Origin of the sequence: Nocardioides panaciterrulae (assembly GCF_013409645.1) — a bacterium.
Classification (GTDB): Bacteria; Actinomycetota; Actinomycetes; order Propionibacteriales; family Nocardioidaceae; genus Nocardioides; species Nocardioides panaciterrulae.
Map to the genome: position 1 here is coordinate 3,815,568 of NZ_JACCBG010000001.1, position 19,699 is coordinate 3,835,266.

At 74.1% G+C, this 19,699-nt stretch carries 15 protein-coding genes; 2 read left to right on the top strand and 13 right to left on the bottom strand.

From position 1 onward, the window contains the following. Nucleotide 1 precedes the first annotated feature (1 nt). The 4 genes from panD to BJZ21_RS18180 form a co-directional block, all read right to left on the bottom strand. The gene (panD, locus tag BJZ21_RS18165; RefSeq protein ID WP_179665049.1) at nucleotides 2–421 is read right to left on the bottom strand and encodes an aspartate 1-decarboxylase; all 420 of its coding nucleotides are present in this window, start codon (nucleotides 419–421) and stop codon (nucleotides 2–4) included. A gap of 4 nt (nucleotides 422–425) precedes the next feature. Next, nucleotides 426–1,418, bottom strand: a complete 993-nt coding sequence (panC, locus tag BJZ21_RS18170) for a pantoate--beta-alanine ligase (protein WP_179665050.1) — start codon at nucleotides 1,416–1,418, stop codon at nucleotides 426–428. Next, complete coding sequence (locus tag BJZ21_RS18175) at nucleotides 1,415–2,341, bottom strand: Rossmann-like and DUF2520 domain-containing protein (protein ID WP_179665051.1); 927 nt, start codon at nucleotides 2,339–2,341, stop codon at nucleotides 1,415–1,417. The genes panC and BJZ21_RS18175 overlap by 4 nt, the downstream gene beginning before the upstream one ends. Before the next feature lie 150 nt (nucleotides 2,342–2,491). Beyond that, complete coding sequence (locus BJZ21_RS18180) at nucleotides 2,492–3,598, bottom strand: hypothetical protein (RefSeq protein WP_179665052.1); 1,107 nt, start codon at nucleotides 3,596–3,598, stop codon at nucleotides 2,492–2,494. A gap of 113 nt (nucleotides 3,599–3,711) precedes the next feature. On the opposite strand from BJZ21_RS18180, the gene BJZ21_RS18185 reads away from it, so the two are divergent. Then, nucleotides 3,712–5,133 carry a bifunctional cytidylyltransferase/SDR family oxidoreductase gene (locus tag BJZ21_RS18185; RefSeq protein ID WP_218851550.1) on the top strand — a complete coding sequence of 474 codons (1,422 nt, stop codon included), beginning with the start codon at nucleotides 3,712–3,714 and terminating at the stop codon, nucleotides 5,131–5,133. A 28-nt stretch (nucleotides 5,134–5,161) separates the two neighbouring features. On the opposite strand, the gene BJZ21_RS18190 is transcribed toward BJZ21_RS18185, so the two are convergent. The 8 genes from BJZ21_RS18190 to BJZ21_RS18225 form a co-directional block, all read right to left on the bottom strand. Continuing rightward, on the bottom strand, nucleotides 5,162–5,803 hold the full coding sequence (locus tag BJZ21_RS18190) for a sulfotransferase family 2 domain-containing protein (RefSeq protein ID WP_179665054.1): 642 nt from the start codon (nucleotides 5,801–5,803) through the stop codon (nucleotides 5,162–5,164). Nucleotides 5,804–5,872: 69 nt separating this feature from the next. Next, entirely contained in the window at nucleotides 5,873–6,958 is a 1,086-nt protein-coding gene (locus tag BJZ21_RS18195; protein ID WP_179665055.1) for a sulfotransferase family protein, read from the bottom strand. Beyond that, nucleotides 6,958–8,013, bottom strand: coding sequence for a sulfotransferase family protein (locus BJZ21_RS18200; RefSeq protein ID WP_179665056.1), 1,056 nt, complete (start codon nucleotides 8,011–8,013; stop codon nucleotides 6,958–6,960). Before BJZ21_RS18200 ends, BJZ21_RS18195 begins: the two co-directional genes overlap by 1 nt. Before the next feature lie 49 nt (nucleotides 8,014–8,062). After that, on the bottom strand, nucleotides 8,063–11,596 hold the full coding sequence (locus BJZ21_RS18205) for a CDP-glycerol glycerophosphotransferase family protein (RefSeq protein WP_179665057.1): 3,534 nt from the start codon (nucleotides 11,594–11,596) through the stop codon (nucleotides 8,063–8,065). 69 nt (nucleotides 11,597–11,665) lie between these two features. After that, nucleotides 11,666–14,788, bottom strand: a complete 3,123-nt coding sequence (locus BJZ21_RS18210; protein WP_179665058.1) for a CDP-glycerol glycerophosphotransferase family protein — start codon at nucleotides 14,786–14,788, stop codon at nucleotides 11,666–11,668. 84 nt (nucleotides 14,789–14,872) lie between these two features. Next, nucleotides 14,873–15,835, bottom strand: a complete 963-nt coding sequence (locus BJZ21_RS18215; protein WP_179665059.1) for an ABC transporter substrate-binding protein — start codon at nucleotides 15,833–15,835, stop codon at nucleotides 14,873–14,875. 66 nt (nucleotides 15,836–15,901) lie between these two features. Continuing rightward, nucleotides 15,902–16,666 (bottom strand): ABC transporter permease subunit, encoded by a 765-nt coding sequence (locus BJZ21_RS18220; protein ID WP_179665060.1) that lies wholly within the window; start codon nucleotides 16,664–16,666, stop codon nucleotides 15,902–15,904. Then, entirely contained in the window at nucleotides 16,663–17,370 is a 708-nt protein-coding gene (locus tag BJZ21_RS18225; protein WP_343052212.1) for an ABC transporter permease, read from the bottom strand. The genes BJZ21_RS18220 and BJZ21_RS18225 overlap by 4 nt, the downstream gene beginning before the upstream one ends. A 3-nt stretch (nucleotides 17,371–17,373) precedes the next feature. Between BJZ21_RS18225 and BJZ21_RS18230 the strand changes: the two genes are divergently transcribed. Next, a complete protein-coding gene (locus BJZ21_RS18230; protein ID WP_425490527.1) occupies nucleotides 17,374–18,420 on the top strand; it encodes an ABC transporter ATP-binding protein in 1,047 nt (348 codons plus the stop codon). Between the two features lie 160 nt (nucleotides 18,421–18,580). Here the strand turns inward: BJZ21_RS18230 and BJZ21_RS21865 are convergent, their stop codons facing one another. Then, nucleotides 18,581–19,684 (bottom strand): GNAT family N-acetyltransferase, encoded by a 1,104-nt coding sequence (locus tag BJZ21_RS21865; protein WP_218851551.1) that lies wholly within the window; start codon nucleotides 19,682–19,684, stop codon nucleotides 18,581–18,583. Between the last annotated feature and the right edge of the window lie 15 nt (nucleotides 19,685–19,699).

Below are 19,699 nucleotides of genomic sequence, written 5' to 3' on the forward strand. Positions count from 1 at the left end.
GCTAGCGCCCGACGAGGACGTCCCCCCGGACCAGACCAGCGCCGCCGCTGGTCTCGACGGGGTCGGCACCGGTGGCCACGATCTTGTTGTCGGCGTCGACGAAGACCACGTGCGGGCGCAGCGACCGCGCCTGCTCGGTGTCCATCTGGCCGTAGCCGATCAGGATGACCAGGTCGCCGGGGTGCACCAGGTGGGCGGCCGCGCCGTTGATCCCGATCACCCCCGAGCCCCGCTCGCCGGCGATCGTGTAGGTCTCCAGGCGGGCCCCGTTGGTGACGTCGACGATGTGCACCAGCTCGCCGGGCAACAGGTCCGCGGCGTCGAGCAGGTCCTCGTCCACGGTCACCGAGCCGACGTAGTGCAGGTCGGCCTGGGTCACCGTGGCCCGGTGGATCTTGCTCGTCATCATGGTCCGCAACATCTCGCTACTCGCTTCGCTCGTAGGGAACGGCATGGGCCGGCTTCGCCGGGCTGACTTTCGGTTCCGCCGAACCAGGCTCGCTTCGCTCGCGGTTCGCCGGGCGAGCGTGTGGGTCCCCGAGGGTGAGGGGCATGTTGTCGATCAGCCGGGTGGCGCCCACCCGGGCGGCTACCAGGATCCGCGCCGGGGTGCCGGGAGGTACGTCGCCTCCGGGCAGCTCACCGAGCTCGGGGTCGGTCAGGGCCAGGTAGTCCAGGTCGACGCCCGGCCAGCGCCGCAGCTGCGCGCGCGCGGCGTCGAGCGCCACCGCGGCGCCCCGCTCCGACGCGTCCCGGGCGGCCTGGAGCGCCGCGCTCAGCCCGACCGCCTGCGCGCGCTGCCCGGCGTCGAGGTAGGCGTTGCGGCTGGACAGCGCCAGCCCGTCGGCCTCCCGCCGGGTCGGGGCCCCGACCACCTCCACGCCGAGGTTGAGGTCGAGCACCATCCGGCGGATCAGCACCAGCTGCTGGTAGTCCTTCTCGCCGAAGACCGCGACGTCGGGGCGGACCAGCCCGAACAGCTTCGCCACGACGGTGAGCACGCCTCGGAAGTGCCCGGGACGGGTGCTGCCCTCGAGCACCGTGGCCAGCGGCCCGGGCTCGACCGTGACCTGCGGCTCCCCGCCGGGGTAGACCTCCTCGACGCCTGGCGCGAAGACGACGTCGACGCCCTCCCGCTCGCAGACCGCGAGGTCGGCCGCGAGCGTCCGGGGGTAGCGGTCGAGGTCCTCCCCCTCGCCGAACTGCAGCGGGTTGACGAAGACCGAGACCACCACGGGGCCGTCGCCGACCCGCTCACGCGCCACCCGGACCAGGCTCGCGTGACCCTCGTGCAGGGCGCCCATGGTCGGCACCAGCCCGACCCGGCGACCTCCGGCCCGGGCCTCGCCGAGCAGGCCGGCGAGCTCCTCGCGCGTGGAGACGAGACGGGTGCCGCGGCCGCTGCCGGGACCCGTCACAGGGTGGTCCGGGGCGCCGGCGCGGCGGCTGCCGCGTCGACCGCCTGGTCGAGGGCGCGGCGGATCGCGGCGGCCCGGATCGGCAGCACCCGGCCGTCGGTGACGGCCCGGTCCAGCGTGGCGCGCGCCAGCGCGACGTACGAGCCGAGCGTCTGCGGAGCGTTGGCGACGAGGTCGGCGAGGTGGGCGCGCACCGTGCCGACGTCGCCGCGCACGATCGGGCCGGTCAGCGCCGCGTCCCCCTGGACCAGCGCGTTGTCGAGGGCCGCGGCCAGCAGCGGGCGGAGGGTGGCGGCGGGGTCGCCGGCGCCGGCGGCCGTGAGCATCTCCATCGCCTCGGTGACCAACGTGACCAGGTGGTTGGCGCCGTGGGCCAGCGCGGCGTGGTAGAGCGTGCGCATCTCCTCCGCGACCCACATCGGCCGACCGCCGAGCGCGGCGACCAGCTCCTCGGCGAAGGCCCGCTCGGCGGGCGCCGCGGTCAGCCCGAAGACGCAGCCCGACAGGCGCGGCAGGTCGACGGCGGTGCCGGTGAAGGTCATCGCCGGGTGCATCGCGAGCACCCGGGCGCCCACGGCCGCGGCCGGGTCGAGCACCGCCAGGCCGTGCCGGCCGGAGGTGTGCACGACGTACTGGCCCTCGTGGATCGCCCCGCTGGCGGCGAGCATGGCCACGACGTTGGGCAGCATGTCGTCCGGGACGGTGAGCAGCAGCAGGTCGCACCCGCGGGCCACCGACGTGGGCTTCTCGTGGCGGGCCTGCACCAGCAGCTCGGCGATCCGCCGGCGGGAGGCGTCGGACTCGCCGGCGGCGGCCACGACCGGGTGGCCGGCGGCCTCCAGCGCGGCGGCGAGGACGGCGCCGACGCGACCCGCGCCGACCACGCCCACCCGCAGGCCTGACGGCGGGGGTCGGTGGGTCATCTCGAACCTAACGTTTCAGTCCCGCCGACCACCCTCGTCGAGGGCCGGTGTGGGTACCAGACGGTTGCTCGTTGCTGCCCAGAATCTACGCGGCGCAAACACCGGGCGGAACTGCCCGGACCCGTTCTGTGGGTCACACCGCGCCGCGGCCTACTCGTCCTCGTCGGCTCCGTTGTCCCCGGCCGCGTCCGCGCCGCTGCCCGCGCCCAGCGCTACCCGCATCACCGCGGCGATCGCGGCCCCGGCGACGGCGACGTCCACCTCGGGCAGCTCGACCGGCCCGGCCGCGGCGGTGACGTCGTCGGGCACCAGCAGCGTGTCGAGGTCGCCGACCACGCGTACGCCGAGCCCGCGCACCCGCGCCACCCGCTGCTCGCTGAGCCGCCGGACCTGGTCCAGCGCCCAGCCCGGCAGCGGCGGGTTCCTGGGACCCGGCGGCGTGGGGCGCGACTGGAGCTCGCGCAGCACGCCGGCCTTGACGAACCGGCGCCGCTCGGCGCGCGACCAGCCGGCCTCGGCGCAGTGCTGGTTGGCCGCCCGCACCATCTCGGTCTCGGCCCAGCTCAGCCCCCGGTTGGAGCGCTGGGGGTTCGGCTTGAGCGTCTCCCGCGGCAGCCCGAGCAGGTCCTCGAAGGCGTGCGGGAGCAGCTCCCGGTCCTGCTCGTCGCTGGCGATCAGCGTGAACCGGTCCGGGCCGACCACGTCGACCCAGCGCCCGACCAACGCCTCGAGGTCGTGGGCGTGCCAGACGTTGAGCCGGTCCCAGCTGTAGTCGGGGTTGTCGAGGTCGAGCACCACCCGCAGCCAGTCCTCGAAGCCGCGCCGGTCCCCGGCCTTGACCCGCTCCTGCCACTGCGAGGGCAGGTAGCGGTCCAGCCGCCGGGCGACCGCGACCACGTGCACCCGGTCCCCGCCGAGGTCGCCGACGATCCGGCCGACCTGCTCCCCGGTGGCGCGGCCGAAGTCCTCGTTGCTCACGCAGACGCGGCGGTCGCCGGCATCGGCCACCTTGCGCACCAGCGAGTTCCAGCGCTCGATCGGGGGCTGGCCGGTCCCCGCGGGCCGGCCCTTGAGGCCCAGGGCCCAGCCGGCCTTGTCCGGGCGGTGCCGGGGGCCGGTGGCGTAGAACGCGCCGTACTGCTCGAGCGTGCCGCCGGCCTCCTGCAGGGCCACCTGGATCGCCGTGCTGCCGGTCTTGTGCGGCCCGATGTGGAGCAGCCGGGCGGCCTCGGGCAACAACAGGCTGGCGGGTGGCATCAGTGGCGTCTCTCTCCTCGGGGTCGGCCGGCACGACCGGGATCGCCTCACCCTACCCAAGCGCCGGCCCCGGCTTTGGGGGCCGGCGAGCCGGTTCTGACAGGATGCCCGGCATGGAGCGCACGCACGTCCGCAACGTCGCCGTCCTGCTCGCGGGCGGGGTGGGAGCCCGGATCGGGCTGGACATCCCCAAGCAGCTGATCAAGGTCGCGGGCAAGACGATCCTCGAGCACGCGCTGATCGCGCTGCACAGCCACCCGGCGGTCGACGAGATCAAGATCATGATGGCCCCGGGCCACCTCGACGCGGTGCGCGCGATCGTCCGGGACGGGGGCTACGACGACAAGGTCACCGAGATCCTCGAGGGCGGCGAGACCCGCAACGACACCACCCTGCGGGCGCTGGACTCCCTCGGCGAAGGCGAGTGCCACGTGCTGTTCCACGACGCGGTGCGGCCGCTGGTCACGCCGCGGATCATCCAGGAGTGCTTCGACGCGCTCGAGCAGTACGCCGCCGTCGACGTCGCGATCCCCTCGGCCGACACGATCATCGAGGTCGGCGAGGACGACACGATCCGCGAGATCCCGCCGCGTGCGGCGCTGCGCCGCGGGCAGACCCCCCAGGCCTTCCGCGCCTCGGTGATCCGGGCGGCGTACGCCAAGGCGGTCCGGGACCCCCATTTCGTGGCGACCGACGACTGCACGGTGGTGCTGCGCTACCTGCCCGAGGAGCCCATCGTGGTGGTCCGCGGGGACGAGCGGAACATGAAGGTCACCGAGCCCATCGACGTCTACCTCGCCGACAAGCTGTTCCAGCTGACCAGCACCGACCTGCCGGTCCGCGGGTCCGAGGAGGAGCGGCGGGCCGCCCTGGCCGGGAAGAGCGTGGTGGTCTTCGGCGGCAGCTACGGCATCGGCGCGGACATCGCCGCGCTCGCGACCCGGCTCGGCGCCGACGTGTTCACCTTCAGCCGCTCGAGCACCGGCACCCACGTCGAGCGCCGCACCGACATCGCCGCGGCCGCCGAGCAGGTGGTGGCCCGCACCGGGCGCGTCGACTTCGTCGTGAACACCGCCGGCGTGCTCCCGCGCGGGGCGCTGCTCGACACCAGCGAGGAGACGATCTACTCGGCGACCGAGATCAACTACCTGGCGCCGGTCTTCATCGCCCAGGTGTTCTTCCCGCACCTGCGCAAGACCTCGGGGTCGATGCTGCTGTTCACCTCCAGCTCCTACACCCGGGGCCGCAGCGGCTACAGCCTCTACTCCTCGGCCAAGGCCGCGACGGTCAACCTCACCCAGGCGCTGGCCGACGAGTGGGCCACGGACCGGGTCCGGGTCAACTGCATCAACCCCGAGCGCACGGCCACCCCGATGCGCACCCGCGCCTTCGGGCAGGAGCCCCCCGGCACGCTGCTGGACTCCGACACCGTCGCCCAGACCTCGCTCGACGTGCTGCTCTCCGGCGACACCGGCCACATCTACGACGTGCGCAAGGACGACCCGCTGGCCGGCCCGGACGCCGGCCCGGCCTGAAGCGGGCCGGTCGCTCAGGGCCGGTCGCTCAGGGCTGGGCGTCGAAGGTGTAGCCGAACGCCTCGATGTCCGCGGCGTAGTGCTCGGCGACCGCGCGGCGGGTGAGATCGTTGTAGTAGGTGCTGTAGTGCGCGTGGCTGCTGACGTTCTTGCGGGGCGCGGCCTCGACCGCGGGCAGCCCGAGCCGCTCGCGCACGACGTTGAGGTCGGGGACGAAGCGCTCGGTGCGGCCGACGAAGTCGACCCGGCGACCCGCGGGGGTGGTCAGCGCGTCGACCTGGAGCCGGCCGACCTTGGCGATCGCCCGGGGCGCCTCGAGCACGAACTTGTCGAAGTCGTGGGCGAAGGGCTCCAGCTGCCCCCACGTCTTCGGGAAGCGCTCGAACTTGCGCAGCGTCTGGACGTTGCCGGCCTCGTGCTTGGCGTACATCCCCGAGACCATCGCGAACCAGGAGACCATCCGCGCCCACGGGTTGCGCACGAAGCCGAACGACCAGTAGTCGGCCAGCTCGGGCTCGAGCACCACCAGCCGGCGGTACGCCGCGTGCCGGCTCACACCGGGGACCCGACGGGCGTCGGGCACCTCCTCGTCGAAGACCCGGTCGATCGTGGACCCGCCGGTCTTCTGGACGTGCACGAAGAGGACGCGTGCGGAGTCGGACACTCGCATGGCGCTCCTCGACAGGGGACGGCTCGACCCGGGGGTCGCTGGCTCCGCCTGAGTGTAGCCTGAGAAAATTCAGGCTCGGCGGGTGACTCGGGCCCGGGCGCGTCGGACGAGCTCCCGCGCCAGGTCGCGGGCCGCGACCTCGTCGACGGGCCGCCGACCGGGCGGGACGGGACCGGCCGGACGGCCCCCGTTGCCCGCTCCCCGGCCCTTCCCCCGCTTCCGCGCCGCCGCCTTCGCGCCGGCCAGCCGTGCCTCCGCCCGGGCCTCCTCCATGGCGTCGTGGCTGATCGCCGAGGCCTCGAGGAAGAGGCGGGCGTAGTGCGCCCCCGCCTCGTCGAGGTCCGCGGACGCGGCCGCGTCCTCGCCGCCGGCCGCCGCGAGCAGCTCGAGGTCCTTCCAGATCTGCTCCGCGAGATCCTGCAGCTCCCCGGGCACCCGCAGCTCCTCCCACGTCACCTGGTGGCGACGCAGGCCGGGGTCGATGAACTCGTCGACCGGGCTGCCCTCGCCGAGCGCGGCCCCGTCGTAGCGCAGGCCGAGCTCGTCGCGCAGGCGCACCGCGACCGGGCGCCAGTCCTCGAGCAGGTCGGTGTAGCGGACGAAGGCCCGGGGCAGGCCGCGGGTCTCACGCTCGCTGACGACCGAGCTGTTCACCCAGCGACCGACGTTGAAGATCTCGTAGTTGCGGCGCTTCTCCTCGTCGTCGGGGCTGGCGTAGTAGGTCGTCCGGCTCCCGACGACCTCGGCCGGGTGCCGCAGCATCGAGATGTAGCGGATGTCCAGGCCGGCCTCGGCGGCCGCGTCCCGCCACAGCGCCTGGGCCCACACCGAGCGCGGGTCCTTGACGACGACCTGGTCGCCCTCGGCGGCCTGGGTGGTCAGGAAGTCGACGAGCTCGCGGCGCAGCTCGGGGGTGATCGCCTGCTGCGCGCGCTCGAACGCCAGCGGCCGGCCGTCGAAGTCGTTGATCCGCGCGGCGGCGGTGATCTTCTTGTGGAAGCCGACGGCCCACTTGGACTCGAAGAAGCCCTTGGGGTTGGACTCGTTGGCGCCCAGGTAGGGCCCGGGCACGTGCAGGCCGAGGTGGTGCAGGGTCCCGGACATGGTGCTGGTGCCGCTGCGGCCGGTCCCGGTGATCAGGACGAGCAGACCCATCAGGACTCCTTGGCCGGGCGGGCGGCCGCGGCCCGGGCCCGGCGTACGACGCGGTGCACGAGGCCCTGCGCCGCGGGGGGTGCCGCGGCGGGCGGCGGGGCCTGGCGGGCCTGCCGCTTCGCGGCCTGCGCCAGCACCCGGCGGCGCACCTTGCGCGTGGTGTCCTCCCTGACCCGCTTCAGGGTCGGCGCGACCAGCGCGAGCGCGTCGCCGTGGATGCGGGCGTACTCCCCCCGCAGCGCCTGCAGCCGGTCGGCCATGTCGTCGGCGTCCGCGGAGTCCCCGTGCTCGGCCAGGTCGCCGAGCACGTCGAACGTGCGGTCGCCGAGCTCCTGGAGGTAGGCCGGCACCGAGGAGTCCTCCCAGCCCGGCTTCATCCGCCGCAGCTTCGGGTCGATGAACTCGTCGACCGGGTGCGGGCGCTCCTCCGGGGCCGGGTCCAGCGCGAGGCCGAGGTCGTCGCGCAGGCGGACCAGCTCGGTGCGCCAGTCGGCGGTGAGGTTCGGGTAGTGCACGAACCGCCGCGGCGATCCGGCGGTGAGCTGCTCGGTCATCAGCGCCACGTTGATCCAGCCGGCCACCGCGGGGATCTCGTCGGCGTCGTAGTAGTTGCTGCGGCTCGCCGAGACCTCCGCGGGGTGGCGCAGCATGACGACGAAGCGCGGGTCCACGCCGAGGTCCTGGGCGGCGGCCACCCACAGATCGCGGAACCAGACCATCCGCGGGTCCTTGATCACCAGGCGCCCGTGCTGCTCGAGTCGGGGGGCCAGCCAGTCACGGACCTGGTCGCGGTTCTTCTCGTCCGACAGCACCGCGGACAGCCGCTCGAGGACCTGGGGGTCGGTGTCGAGCGTGCGGACACCGGTGCGCTGCAGCAGCTGGCGGTGGAAGTTCACGACCCAGCGCGGCTCGAAGAAGCCGAGCGGGTTGGTCTCGTTGCCCTTGATCGCCTGCGGGACGGTGTAGCCGGAGAACGAGAGCGCCCCGGCCATCGTGCTGGTGCCGCTGCGGCCGGGACCGACGACGAAGACGAGGCCGCGTTCAGGGATGGACACGGTCAGATCATCCTCCAGTCGGAGCCGGTCGGCAGCGGGCGACAGCCTCTCACGCGTCGCCCCGGGGCACGAAGACCGCGTCGACGAAGCGCTCGGCCGCGTGGCCGTCGTCGAGGTCGAGGTAGTCGTCGTGGAAGAGCCGGTACGCCTCGGCGTACTGCTTGCGGACGCCGTCGAGGTCCAGCAGCGCCTCGACCACCTCCTCGGTGGTGTCCACCAGCGGGCCGGGGGCGGTCGGCTCGAAGTCGAACAGCCAGCCCCGGGTGTCCTTGTAGCGCTGCAGGTCCGGGACGTGGAAGATCATCGGCTTGCCGGTCACCCCGAAGTCGAAGCGCAGCGAGGAGTAGTCCACGATGCCCGCGTCGGCGGCGAGGTAGAGATCGGAGACCTCCGGGTAGTCGGTCACCTCGACACAGCCGTGGCGGCTGCCGACCCGGCCGTGGGCCCGCGCGTTGAACGCATGGCCGCGGACCAGCAGGACGTACTCCTCGCCCAGCATCCGGGTGGCGCGCTCGAAGTCGAAGAAGTCGGCCATCTCGGCCCGGCTGTCGTTGAGCGCGAGGTAGTCGCGGAAGGTCGGCGCGTAGAGCACGGCCGTCTGGCCGTCCTCGATCCCCAGCGACGCCCGGGTCTGCGCGCGGATCTCCTCGGCCTCGGCGGAGTTGAGCACGTCGTTGCGCGGGTAGCCGATCTCCAGGACCTCGCCGGGGTAGTTGAAGTCGCGGGCGAGCAGCGGCGTCGCGTAGCGCGCCGGCGAGACCAGGTAGTCCCACGCCCGGGCGCGGGCGTCGTAGGCGTCGATGCGTGCCTGGGAGAACTGCAGGTTGCGCCAGTGCGGATGGCCCATCTGCTTGAACGGGTAGCCGTGGAAGGTCTGCACGAGGACCTGGCCCTCGGGCTTGTGGTGGTAATCCGGCTGGTACATGTTGTCGATGTAGTACTGCACCGAGAAGACCAGGTCGTACCACTCGGGGCTGTTGACCACGACCGGGATGCCGCCGTCGGGCACCGGCACCGACCGGTCCTGCACCGCCCAGTAGACCGGCAGGTCGCTGCCCCGCCGGGCCAGCTCCTTCTGGATCGAGACCCCGTTGTCGGTGGCCTGCTCCCCGAAGTAGGAGCGCATCAGCACGCCGCGGGTCAGCCCACTGCGGGTCGGCCCCTGGTTGCGCAGCACGTTCTGCCGGTAGCGCCCGCGCCCGGAGCCGAGCGGACGGTTCAGGCTCACGCGTACGACGGTCTGCGGCCCGCGCACGATCCGGCCCTCCAGGTCGTCGGTCTCGACCACGAGCGGCAGGTCCGCGCCCAGCGCCGGGGACACCAGCAGCGGCACCTCCACCTCGGCGCCGTCGTGCTCGACCAACAGGGACAGGTCGTGCTCGCCCACCGGCAGCGGCCGGGTCCCGAAGCGGTAGAGCTCGTGGGCCAGCAGCACGGCCGCCTCGAACCGGCCCGCCTCGACGACGACCGGTGCGCCGTAGGTGCGCGTGCGCTTGTTGTTGGTGGCCAGCCGCACGGTGCCCGTGCCCGGCCCGAGGAGCCGGCCGCGGACCGTGAGGCGCCCGTCGCGGTCGACGCTGATCGCGTCGGCCTGGGCACCCAGCGACCACTCGTGGACGACGAGGCCGCCGTTGCGGTGGGCGCCGAGCACCAGCGACCCGACGCCGGGCACCACCCGGCTCGCTGCGGACGGCAGCAGGTCGCGGCGCCGGCCGTCGACGGTCCTGGCGACGACGTGCCAGGTGACCGACCGGCCGGGGGCGGGGCGGTCGATCGCCGGCAGCTCGACCCGGAAGGCCCGGCCGTCGAGCGTCGCGTCGGCCACCCGGCCGCCACCCTCGACCGTCACCCGGGCCACCCGGTCCGCGTCGGCCGGGTCGAGCACGCCGGTCAGCTCCCGGCCCGCGAGCGCGACGTCGGCGGCCGAGACGTGGCCGCGGTCGACCCGCAGCCGCAGCGGCTGCAGGTACTGCCAGTCGACGACCAGCCGCTCGCCGCGCCCCAGCGGGGCTGCCGGCACCGCGCCGGCCGAGCCGCTGCGGACCAGCCGGGTGACCGGCTGCTCGGCGCTCAGCCCGGCCGCGGAGACCCGCAGCCACACGACCCAGGTCGCGTCCTGGCCGTCCGCGTCGAGGTCGTCGAGCGGGATCTCCACGCCGAACCGGCCGGGGCCGTAGTCGCACCAGAGGTCCTCGCGCGGCATCGGGAAGCTCGCCGCGGGCCGCTCGGTGGCGGCGAAGGAGCGGACCTCGCCGGTCCGCCGGTTGCGCAGCTGGACCACGACCTGCTGGTCGTGCACCGCCAGGTCCACCTTGCGCAGGTAGGCCCAGCCCGAGATCCAGCAGGTCCGCCCGCCGTCGGCCTGGTCGATCCAGTGCAGGTTCTCGACGGCGTGGGAGAGCCGCATCTGGCCGGGGCCGAGCACGAACAGGGACTCGTCGAGCTCGGGGTCGCCGAGCAGCGGCAGCTCCAGCAGGATCCCGTCGTCGCGGACGACCGCCGGCCACTGCTCGAGCCTGGTGCCCTCGCGGCGCACGAACTCCTGGGCGTCGGCGCGCCGGTCCAGCTGGGCCAGCCGGACCAGCACCCGGGCGGGCGGCGGGGCCGCCTCCCAGACCCACGAGGGCGTCCCGTCGGTGAGCTCGCGGACGACGGCGACGAGCTCGTCCCAGTAGTCGTCCTCGACGGTCCCGGGGCTGGTGAGGTACCACTGGAAGTGGGCCGCGAGCAGGGTCTGCAGCCAGCCGTCGTACACCACGGGGCTGAGCTCGGCGCGGAACGCGTCGCGGCTGACGCGCCAGGCGGCGATCCGGTCGCGGAGGTCCTTCAGGCTGGCGGTCTGCTGGCTGATCGAGCTCTTGTCGTCACGGGCGCGGTAGCGGTAGACGATCTGGGTCAGCACGTCGATCGCCCCCGCCCGGGCGAACAGCTGGGTGACGATCGGCTGGTCCTCGTAGGCCACGCCCTCGCGGAACCACAGCCCCTGCTGGTCCCAGAAGTCGCGGCGGAAGAGCTTGTTCCACGTGTAGAGGTTGCGCAGCAGCGGGAGGAACTCCTCGATCCGCACCCGTTCGCGCGGCTCCAGGTGCACGTCCTCGACCCAGTCCGGCGTCCAGGTGCTGCGGCTGTCGAACCGCTCGACGGAGCCCACCACGATGTCGGAGCCGGTACGACGGGCACTGCCGACCAGCACGCCCAGCGCGTTGGCCGGCAGCAGGTCGTCGGAGTCGACGAAGGTCAGGAACCGGCCGCGGGCGGCCCGGACCCCTGTGTTGCGGGCGGCACCGAGGCCGCCGTTCTCGCGGGTGATGATCCGCACCCGGTGGTCGCGGGCGGCGTACCGCTCGGCGATCGCCCTCGAGCCGTCGGGCGACCCGTCGTCGACCAGCAGCACCTCGAAGTCGGTGAACGACTGGCGCAGGATCGAGTCCAGGCAGTCGGCGAGGTACTCCTCGACGTTGTAGAACGGCACCACCAGGCTGACCATCGGCCGGCGCAGGCGCCGGCCGACGCCGGTCCGGGCGAGCCGGCGGGCGGCGCGGCGCGGGAGCGACCGGGCGGCGCGGACGCGCGCGGCCTTCACCGGGCGGCCTCGGGCCGCGGGTCGGCCGTGGGCACGGTCGGGTCTGCGGCGGTGGGCATGGCCGACAATCTAGCGAGCGCCGGGACCCGGCGACGACGGCGGTGCGGCCAGCGCCGCGAGCAGCTGGTCGACGACGCGCTCGGCGGCGTGGCCGTCGTGCCAGCGGTTGTAGGTCGCGTTGAAGGCGACGATCGCGGGGGCGTACTGCTGGCGGAGGGCAGGCAGGTCCCGGACCCGCGCCACCACCTCGCCGGTGTCGCGGACGAACGGCCCCGGGGCCGACTCGGCGAACGGGAAGAGGAAGCTGCGGCTGCCCGCGTCGTACTCCTCCAGGTCGGGCACGAGGAAGACCATCGGCCGGCCGGTGAGGGCGAAGTCGAAGCGCAGCGAGGAGTAGTCGAGGACCGCCACGTCGGAGGCGAGGATCAGGTCGTTGATCTCGGGGTGGTCGGTGACGTCCACGACGCCCGGGGCCCCCTGGCGGCGTTGGTGGAACCGGTGCCCGCGCAGCAGCAGCACGTGGTCGTCGCCGAGGGCGCGTGCGGCCGCGTGCACGTCGAGGTGGGTGGTGAGCTCGGCGCGCCGGGGCCGGGTCGCGAGGTTCTCGCGCCAGGTGGGGGCGTAGAGCACGGCGACCTGGTGCTCGGCGAGGCCCAGCAGCTCGCGGGTCCGGCGTCGGCGGTCGGCGGCCCCAGGGCCGACCAGCGCGTCGTTGCGCGGGTAGCCGTGCTCGAACGCCGGGCCGGTGTAGGCGTACTGCTCGCGGTAGTGCCGGGTCATCTCCGGGGTGGGCGTGAGGATCGCGCTCCACGTGTCCACGCCGCGGGCGCGCAGCTCCCGGATCCGGCTCGCGGGCAGGCCGGCGGCCCGCCACTGGCCCAGGCCCATGCCCTTGGACGGATAGCCGTGGAAGGTCTGCAGCAGGAACTGGCCGGGCCGGCGACGGAACCACGCCTCCACGTCGGTGTTCACCACCAGGCAGCCGGCGCGCGCGAGCACGTCGTACCACTCCCGGCTGCGCAGCAGCACCGGCCTCGCGCCGGGGGGCGCCGGGACGGAGGAGTCGGCGACGGCCCAGTAGGTCGTCACGTCGGGCCGGCGGCGGCGCAGCTCGTCGTGGATGTCGCGGGGGCTGTCGGAGGCGGACCGGCCGACGTAGGACTCGAAGTAGAAGACGCCGGGGTCGACCGGCCGCTCGTCCCCGGCGTACGCCGCCACCAGCCGGGCCTGGGCGTGGCGGCCGAGCTCGTCGTCGGCCAGCGGGGGCCCGAGGTGGAGCAGCAGCCCGCCGGCCGGCCCGAGCAGGGTGCGCAGGCGGTGGTGGCGGCCGACCTGCTCGGCGGGGATCCGGTCGACGAGCGCCTCCGCCATCCGGGGCGGCCGGCCGTCGACGACGAGCCGGTAGTGGCCGGTGGGGAGCAGCCGGTCGCGCCCGAAGTGCGGGTGGCGCAGGGTGATCCGGGGGCGTGCGGCGGTGGCGGTGCCGAGCTCGCGGTCGTCCTCGTCGACCAGGGTCAGCGCGCCCTCGCCTTCGAGGTCCACGACCAGGTCCTCGTCCTCGAGCCTCACGTCGCGGACGAGCACCCGGGGATCCGGGTCGGGGTGGCGCCGGCGGGGGTCGGCGAGACGGACCTCGACGGTGCGGCTCAGGCCCGCGGCCAGGGCCAGCGTCAGCCGGAGGGACGCGGCGTCGGCGGGCACCCGGGCGCTGGCCGCCAGGGCCCGGGCGAACGGGCTGGCGGCCCAGCGGTCGGCCGCCGGGTCCGGGCCGGCCTGCACGGCCACCGGGGTCCCGTCGGAGAGGGCGCCGGTGACCTCGACGCCGGTCGGGGGCAGGTCGACCTGGGCGACCCGGAGGTGGAGGTCGACCCGGCGCCCGGGGGCGTCAACGAGCGCCGACTCGGCGTGCCGGGGGGTGTCAACGAGCGCCGACTCGGCGTGCCCCACGACCCGGACGACGGAGGCGACCAGCGGCGTCTCGACCTCGGTGAGTCGACGGACCTCGGCGGGGACGTCCGGCGGCAGCTCGGGCCAGGCGGCCTGCACCTCCCCGGTCCGGGTGAGGCGGGTGGGCACCTGGCCGTCGAGGTCGGTGAGGGCGACGGCGAGCCGCTCGACGTCCGCGCGCCGGTCCTCGGCGCACAACCACTCCAGGGTGCGGGCCTCCACGCCGGGCCCCTCCCCGACGCCGGTCGTTCCGGTCGTTCCGGTCGCTCCGGGCGCGTGCCGGGCCAGCACCTGGCGCAGCCGCTGCCAGTCCTCCGAGGTGGCCCGCTCGGTGTCGAGGAGGAAACCGGGCAGCGCGACGTCCAGCACGTGCCGGCGCCAGCCCGGCTCGAGGCCGCTGCCGGCGAGCAGCCGCTCGACCTCCTGCGCCCGCGTGTCCCAGCAGCCGAGGTCGCGCAGGTGGTCCGGGGCGGCGCCGTAGGCCCGTACGCCGTGTCCGCCGAGGTGCTCCTGCACGGGGCGGCCGAGCACGTCGACACGATCGGCGGCGGCCAGGTGCGCGGCCAGCGTCGGCGAGAGCAGCCACCCGTCCAGTGGGCCCAGGCGACGACCGGCTGCCCGCCAGGTCGTCGTCCGCAGGAGCTTGTTGCCGAGGCCGAGGTCGCCGGCGAGCTCGGGACGCGCCGAGGGGGGTACGCCGCGGCCGGGCCGGGCGTGGGCGAGCCGGGTCGACCGCTGCAGCCAGGGGGCGGGGCGACCGCGTTGGGACACCGCTCCGGTGGCCAGGTCGGAGCCGCTGGCCGCGAGGGAGTCGGCGAGGGCCGCGAGGGCGCCGGGGACGCGTGGGTCGCAGGCGCGGAGCAGCTGGAGGAACTCGCCGCGGGCCGCGTCCGCTCCCGCGGCGGCGGCGTCCTGCCAGGTGGGCGCGGGCGCCAGGACGCGCACCCGGGCGTCGGCGAGCCCGGCCACGACCCGGTCCACCTCCGCGGCCGGGTCCGGCCCGACGGGCACCACCAGGATCTCGCGGGGGGACTCGGCGGCGACCGCCTCGAGGGTCTCGGCGAGACGGGGCAGGTCGACGCGCTCGCACAGCACGACCAGGCTGACCCGGGCCACCGCGTCCTCGGCCGCGGCCCGGCGAGCGGCCCGCGTGGCCGCGCGCACGACCGGCCGGCGCACCGGGTCGGGCAGCCGGCGCAACGCCGCGCGCGCGAGCCCGGTGGGCGTGGGACGACGGGCCGGCATGGGGGGAGGGTATCCGTCGCGCCGGTCGCGACCGGACCCCTCCGCCCCACCGACGGGCGGCCCGCCCCCACCGGGAGGGTGGTGTCAGACCAGTCCGGCCTGGGTCAGGAACTCGTCGGCCACGTCGGCGGGCGTCTTGCGGTCGACGGTGACCTCACCGTTGAGCTGGGTGAGCTTCTCGGTGGTCAGTGCGGCCATCAGCCCGTTGAGGGTGCCGGCCACGTCGGGGTGGGCGGCGAGGAAGTCGCTGCTGACCGCCGGCACGAGGTTCTGCGCGGGCTGGATGTGCTTGTCGTCGTCCAGCAGGACCAGGCCCTGCGACTCCAGCGTCCCGTCGGTGGTGCTCGTCTCGCCGAGCTGCGACTCGCCCTTGAGCACCGACTGGTAGGTCTGGTCGCTCGCGTAGCCGAGCGGCAGCACCTTCGTGACGTCGATGCCGTAGGCACCGGACAGGCCGCCCTCGCAGTCCTGGCGCCCCTCGCAGTCGGGGGCCGCCGCCAGCACCACGCTCTTGCCCTTCAGGTCCGACAGCGTGGAGACGTTCTCGGAGCTGGCGTAGTCCTTGGAGACGAAGAACGCGTTGGTGTCGGTGGCCTGCGACGGGTCGAGCAGGGTGATGCCCTGCTCGCTGAGCAGCGACTTGCCGGCCTCGATCGACGCCTGGGCATCGGAGGTGGTGATCGGCTTCGCCTTCGCGCCGTTCTGGGTGGTGTTGAGGTAGTCCAGGATCCCGCCGACGTACTCGGGCACCACGTCGACCGCGCCGGGGAACGTCTTCATGTAGACGTCGCGACTGTCGACCAGCTTCACGTCGGTGTCGTAGCCGGCCTTGGTGAGCAGCTCGTCGTACATCGCGGCCACCAGCTGGGCCTCGGGGAAGTTCTGCCCGGCGATGTGGACGGCGCCCTTGTCCGCGCTGCCCGAGCTCGCGCTGTCGGAGGGGCTGCTGCCGGACTTGCCGTTGGAGAGGTTGTCGCCGGCGCACGCGCTGGCGAGGAGGAGGGTGCCGACGGCGAGGACCGCGGCGAACGGGCGTCGAACCTGCATGGTGACCAACCTTCTGTGTCCCGCGGCGCGCGCCGCGCGTGTCCGGAGGTGAGCGGCACGCCGCTCTCAGCTGCCGAGTGGTTCGGCTGCTTCGTTCACCCTACGGCCGGAGCCTGACATCGCGCCTCCGCGCGCGGATCGGGTACGCCGCGGCGGGGGGTCGGCGAGCCGCTGACCGAGGGCGGCCAGGAGCTCGAGGACCAGCGCCACGAGCGCCACCACGACGGCTCCGGCGATGCCCTTGGGGTAGTTGGAGCGGTAGAAGCCGTCGGTGATCACCCGGCCCAGCCCGGGGCCGGCGACGAGGGCCGCGATGGTGGCCGTCGCCCAGACCTGCACCAGCGCGAGACGGACCCCCGAGACCACCAGCGGCAGCGCCAGCGGAAGCTCCACCCGCCGGAACCTCTGGGCGCCGGTCATGCCCATCCCGTCGGCGGCCTGCCGGACGTCGGCGGGCACCTCGCGGACCGCGACGTAGGCGTTGGTGATGATCGGCGGCAGCGCGAAGAGCGTCAGCGCGATCAAGGTGGCCACCCCGGCGCGTCCGTAGGGTCCGAACGTCGTCACCCCCGGGTGGTCGGCGGTGACCAGCAGGGCCAGCAGGGCGAAGGTCGGCACGGCGCGGCCGACGTTGGAGATGTTGATGGCCAGGAACCCACCACGGCCGAGGTGTCCGAGCCACATCGCCACCGGGAGGCCGATGGCCGCCGCCGCCGCGAGAGCCGTGATGCTCAGCAGCAGCTGCTGCAGCATCAGCTGGAGCATGCCGCCGTCGCCCTGCCAGTGCGCGGCGGTGGTGAGGTAGGTCCAGGTGTCGGCGAGGACGTTCACGCGCGCACCCCCCGGGTCCACGGCGTCATCAGCCGCTGGGCGACGACGATCACCACGTCGAGCAGCACCGCGAGCGCCACGCACAGCACCGACGCGGTCAGCAGCTCGGCGCGGAAGTTGGTCAGCACCCCGTCCTTGATCAGGTTGCCGAGGCCGCCGTACGCCACGAGGGACCCGACGGTCGTCAACGCCACCGTGGACACCGTCGCCACCCGCAGCCCGGCCATGATCACCGGCAGCGCCAGCGGGAGCTCGACCTTGACCAGCAGCCGGGTGGGGCCGTACCCCAGGCCGATCGCGGACTCCCGCACGTCGTCGGGCACCGAGCGCAGCCCCTCCAGCATGCTGCGCACCAGCACCGTCAGGGCGTAGAGCGCGAGCCCGATCACCACGGTGGTGGCGGTGATGCCCGTGAACGGCACCAGCAGCGGGAACAGCGCGAGCGACGGGATCGTGTAGATGCCGGTGCTCACGCCGAGGATCCACGACGACAGGCGCGGGAGGCGACGCGCCACCAGCGCCATCGGGAACGCGATCGCCACGCCGAGCAGCACGGCGGCCACGGTGATCTCGAGGTGCTGGGTCGTGGCGTCGACGATCTCCGACTGCCGGTCGCGGAGGTACTGCCCGCAGACCCACTCGTTGGTCAGCCGGCTGTAGCAGCTCGGGTCGGCCGCGACCGCGGTCGGCACCAGTAGGGTCACGACATGGACGTTACCGGCTCCGCCGACGACCGGCCGATGATCCGGCTCTCGGGCGTCGGGAAGACCTACGCCGACGGCACCGTCGCCGTGCACGAGCTCGACCTGGAGGTACGCCGGGGCGAGCTGCTCTGCCTGGTCGGCCCCTCCGGCTGCGGCAAGTCGACGACGCTGAAGATGATCAACCGGCTGATCGAGCCGACCACCGGCCGCATCGAGATCGACGGCCAGGACGTGACCCGGCAGAACCCCGTCGAGCTGCGGCGCGGGATCGGGTACGTGATCCAGCAGGTCGGGCTGTTCCCGCACCAGAAGGTGCTCACCAACGTGATGACCGTGCCGCTGCTCTACGGCGAGTCACGGTCCGTGGCCCGGGACCGCGCGCGCGAGCTGATGGAGATGGTCGGGCTGGACCCGGCGACGTACGCCGACCGCTACCCCCACCAGCTCTCGGGCGGCGAGCAGCAGCGGGTCGGCGTGGCCCGGGCCCTGGCCGCCGACCCGCCGGTGCTGCTGATGGACGAGCCGTTCGGCGCGGTCGACCCGGTGGTCCGGGTGCGGCTGCAGGACGAGTTCCTGCACCTGCAGCAGGACCTCGGCAAGACCGTGGTGCTGGTGACCCACGACATCGACGAGGCGGTCCGGATGGGTGACCGGGTCGCGGTCTTCGCCACCGGCGGCCGGCTCGCCCAGCACGCCACCCCGGCCGACCTGCTCGGCCAGCCCGCCGACGAGTTCGTGAGCGACTTCGTCGGCTCCACCCGGGGCCTGCGACGGCTGGCGGTCACGGCCATCGACCCGCGCCACCTCGAGCCGCTGGACGGGGTGCGCACCGGCGACCTGGGCGCGGCGATCGACGTGGACGCCACGCTCGAGCAGGCGCTGGCGGTGATGCTGCGCGAGGACAAGCCGATGGTGGCCGTCAAGGACGGCGCCCGGTTCGTCGGGGTGCTCACCCCCAACGGGGTGCACGCCGCGTTGCGCGCGTCCCTGGCCGAGACCAACGGCCGGGCCGGCGAGGGCGGCCCGGGCGGCCGGGCCGCCGCGGACTGACCGCGAGTCGGCGCTCATTGACGCCTTAACCGGCAGGTCGGCGTCAACAAGCGCCGACTCGGCGTACTCCCGGCGTCAACCAGCGCCGACTCGGCGTACTCCCGGCGTCAACCAGCGCCGACTCGGCGCAGTCCGGGTGTCAACGAGCGCCGACTCGGCGTCAGGACTCGGGGTCGACCGTCACGTCCCGGTGCCAGGACTCGGTGACGTACTTGGTCTGCCAGCCCATCGACGTGTAGAGCCCGGAGGCGCCGGTCGGGGAGTCGGCGTCGACCTCGAGGCCGACCCGGTCCCGGCCGCGGCCGGCGGCGTCGGCGATGATCGTGCGCAGCAGCCCCTTGGCGACGCCGCGGCCGCGGGCGGCCTCGAGCACCCCGAGGTAGGAGACGTACGAGCCGTCCGGGCCGGAGCTGCTCTCGCTCACGGTGCCGACCAGGGCGCCGACCGGCTGGGTCTCCCCGCCGTCGGTGAGCTCGGCCAGCCACCAGTGGTCCCAGGTGTGGCCCGGGTCCTCGCGGAGCCGGAACAGGAACTCGTCGAAGGTCTCCTCGCTGGAGTTGAAGTGGTCGACGAAGGCGCCCTCGAGCACGTCGTGGACCGCGCGCAGGTCCGCCTCGTCGGGCATCCCGGAGCCGGAGCGGCGCACCAGCCGGAACACGACGCCGTCCTTCTCCCAGTGCTCGGGGTGACCGGTCAGGTCGGCCTCGTCCGGGGTGACCGGACGGTTCATCTGCCACCAGGTGCGCACCTTCTCGAAGCCGGCCTCGGTCAGCCAGAGGTGCTGGCGGTCGTCGTCGGCGAACGCCCCGGTGTCGATCTGCTGGACCTCGAGCCCGCGAGCGGCGCCCACGGCCCGGGCCTGGCCGACCGCCCAGTCGACGAGCACGTCGGAGCAGCAGCGGGCGACGTCCCCCGCGAGGTCGCGGTCGACGATGTGCACGAACAGCATCCGGCCCACGGAGCGGTCGTGGACGCTGCCCCAGGCGCGGATCTCGCCCTTGTGGTCTCGGACGACGACGTTCTCCCGCATCCGCAGCCCCTGCTCGGAGACCTCCACCAGCACGTCGTCGACGCCGGAGGCGGCCCAGCCGCGGCCGTGCCGCTCGTGGGCGCGCAGCAGGTGGGTCAGCCGGGCCACCTCGAACCGGTCGGACGGGTCGGGCGTGCCGATCTCCCAACCCGGTGGCAGTCCGGGCGGGCTGCCGATCTCGTTGCGGATGACCAGGTCGGGGTCGCTCTGGAAGCGGGAGTCCTCGGGGATCACGAGAGTTGATTCTTC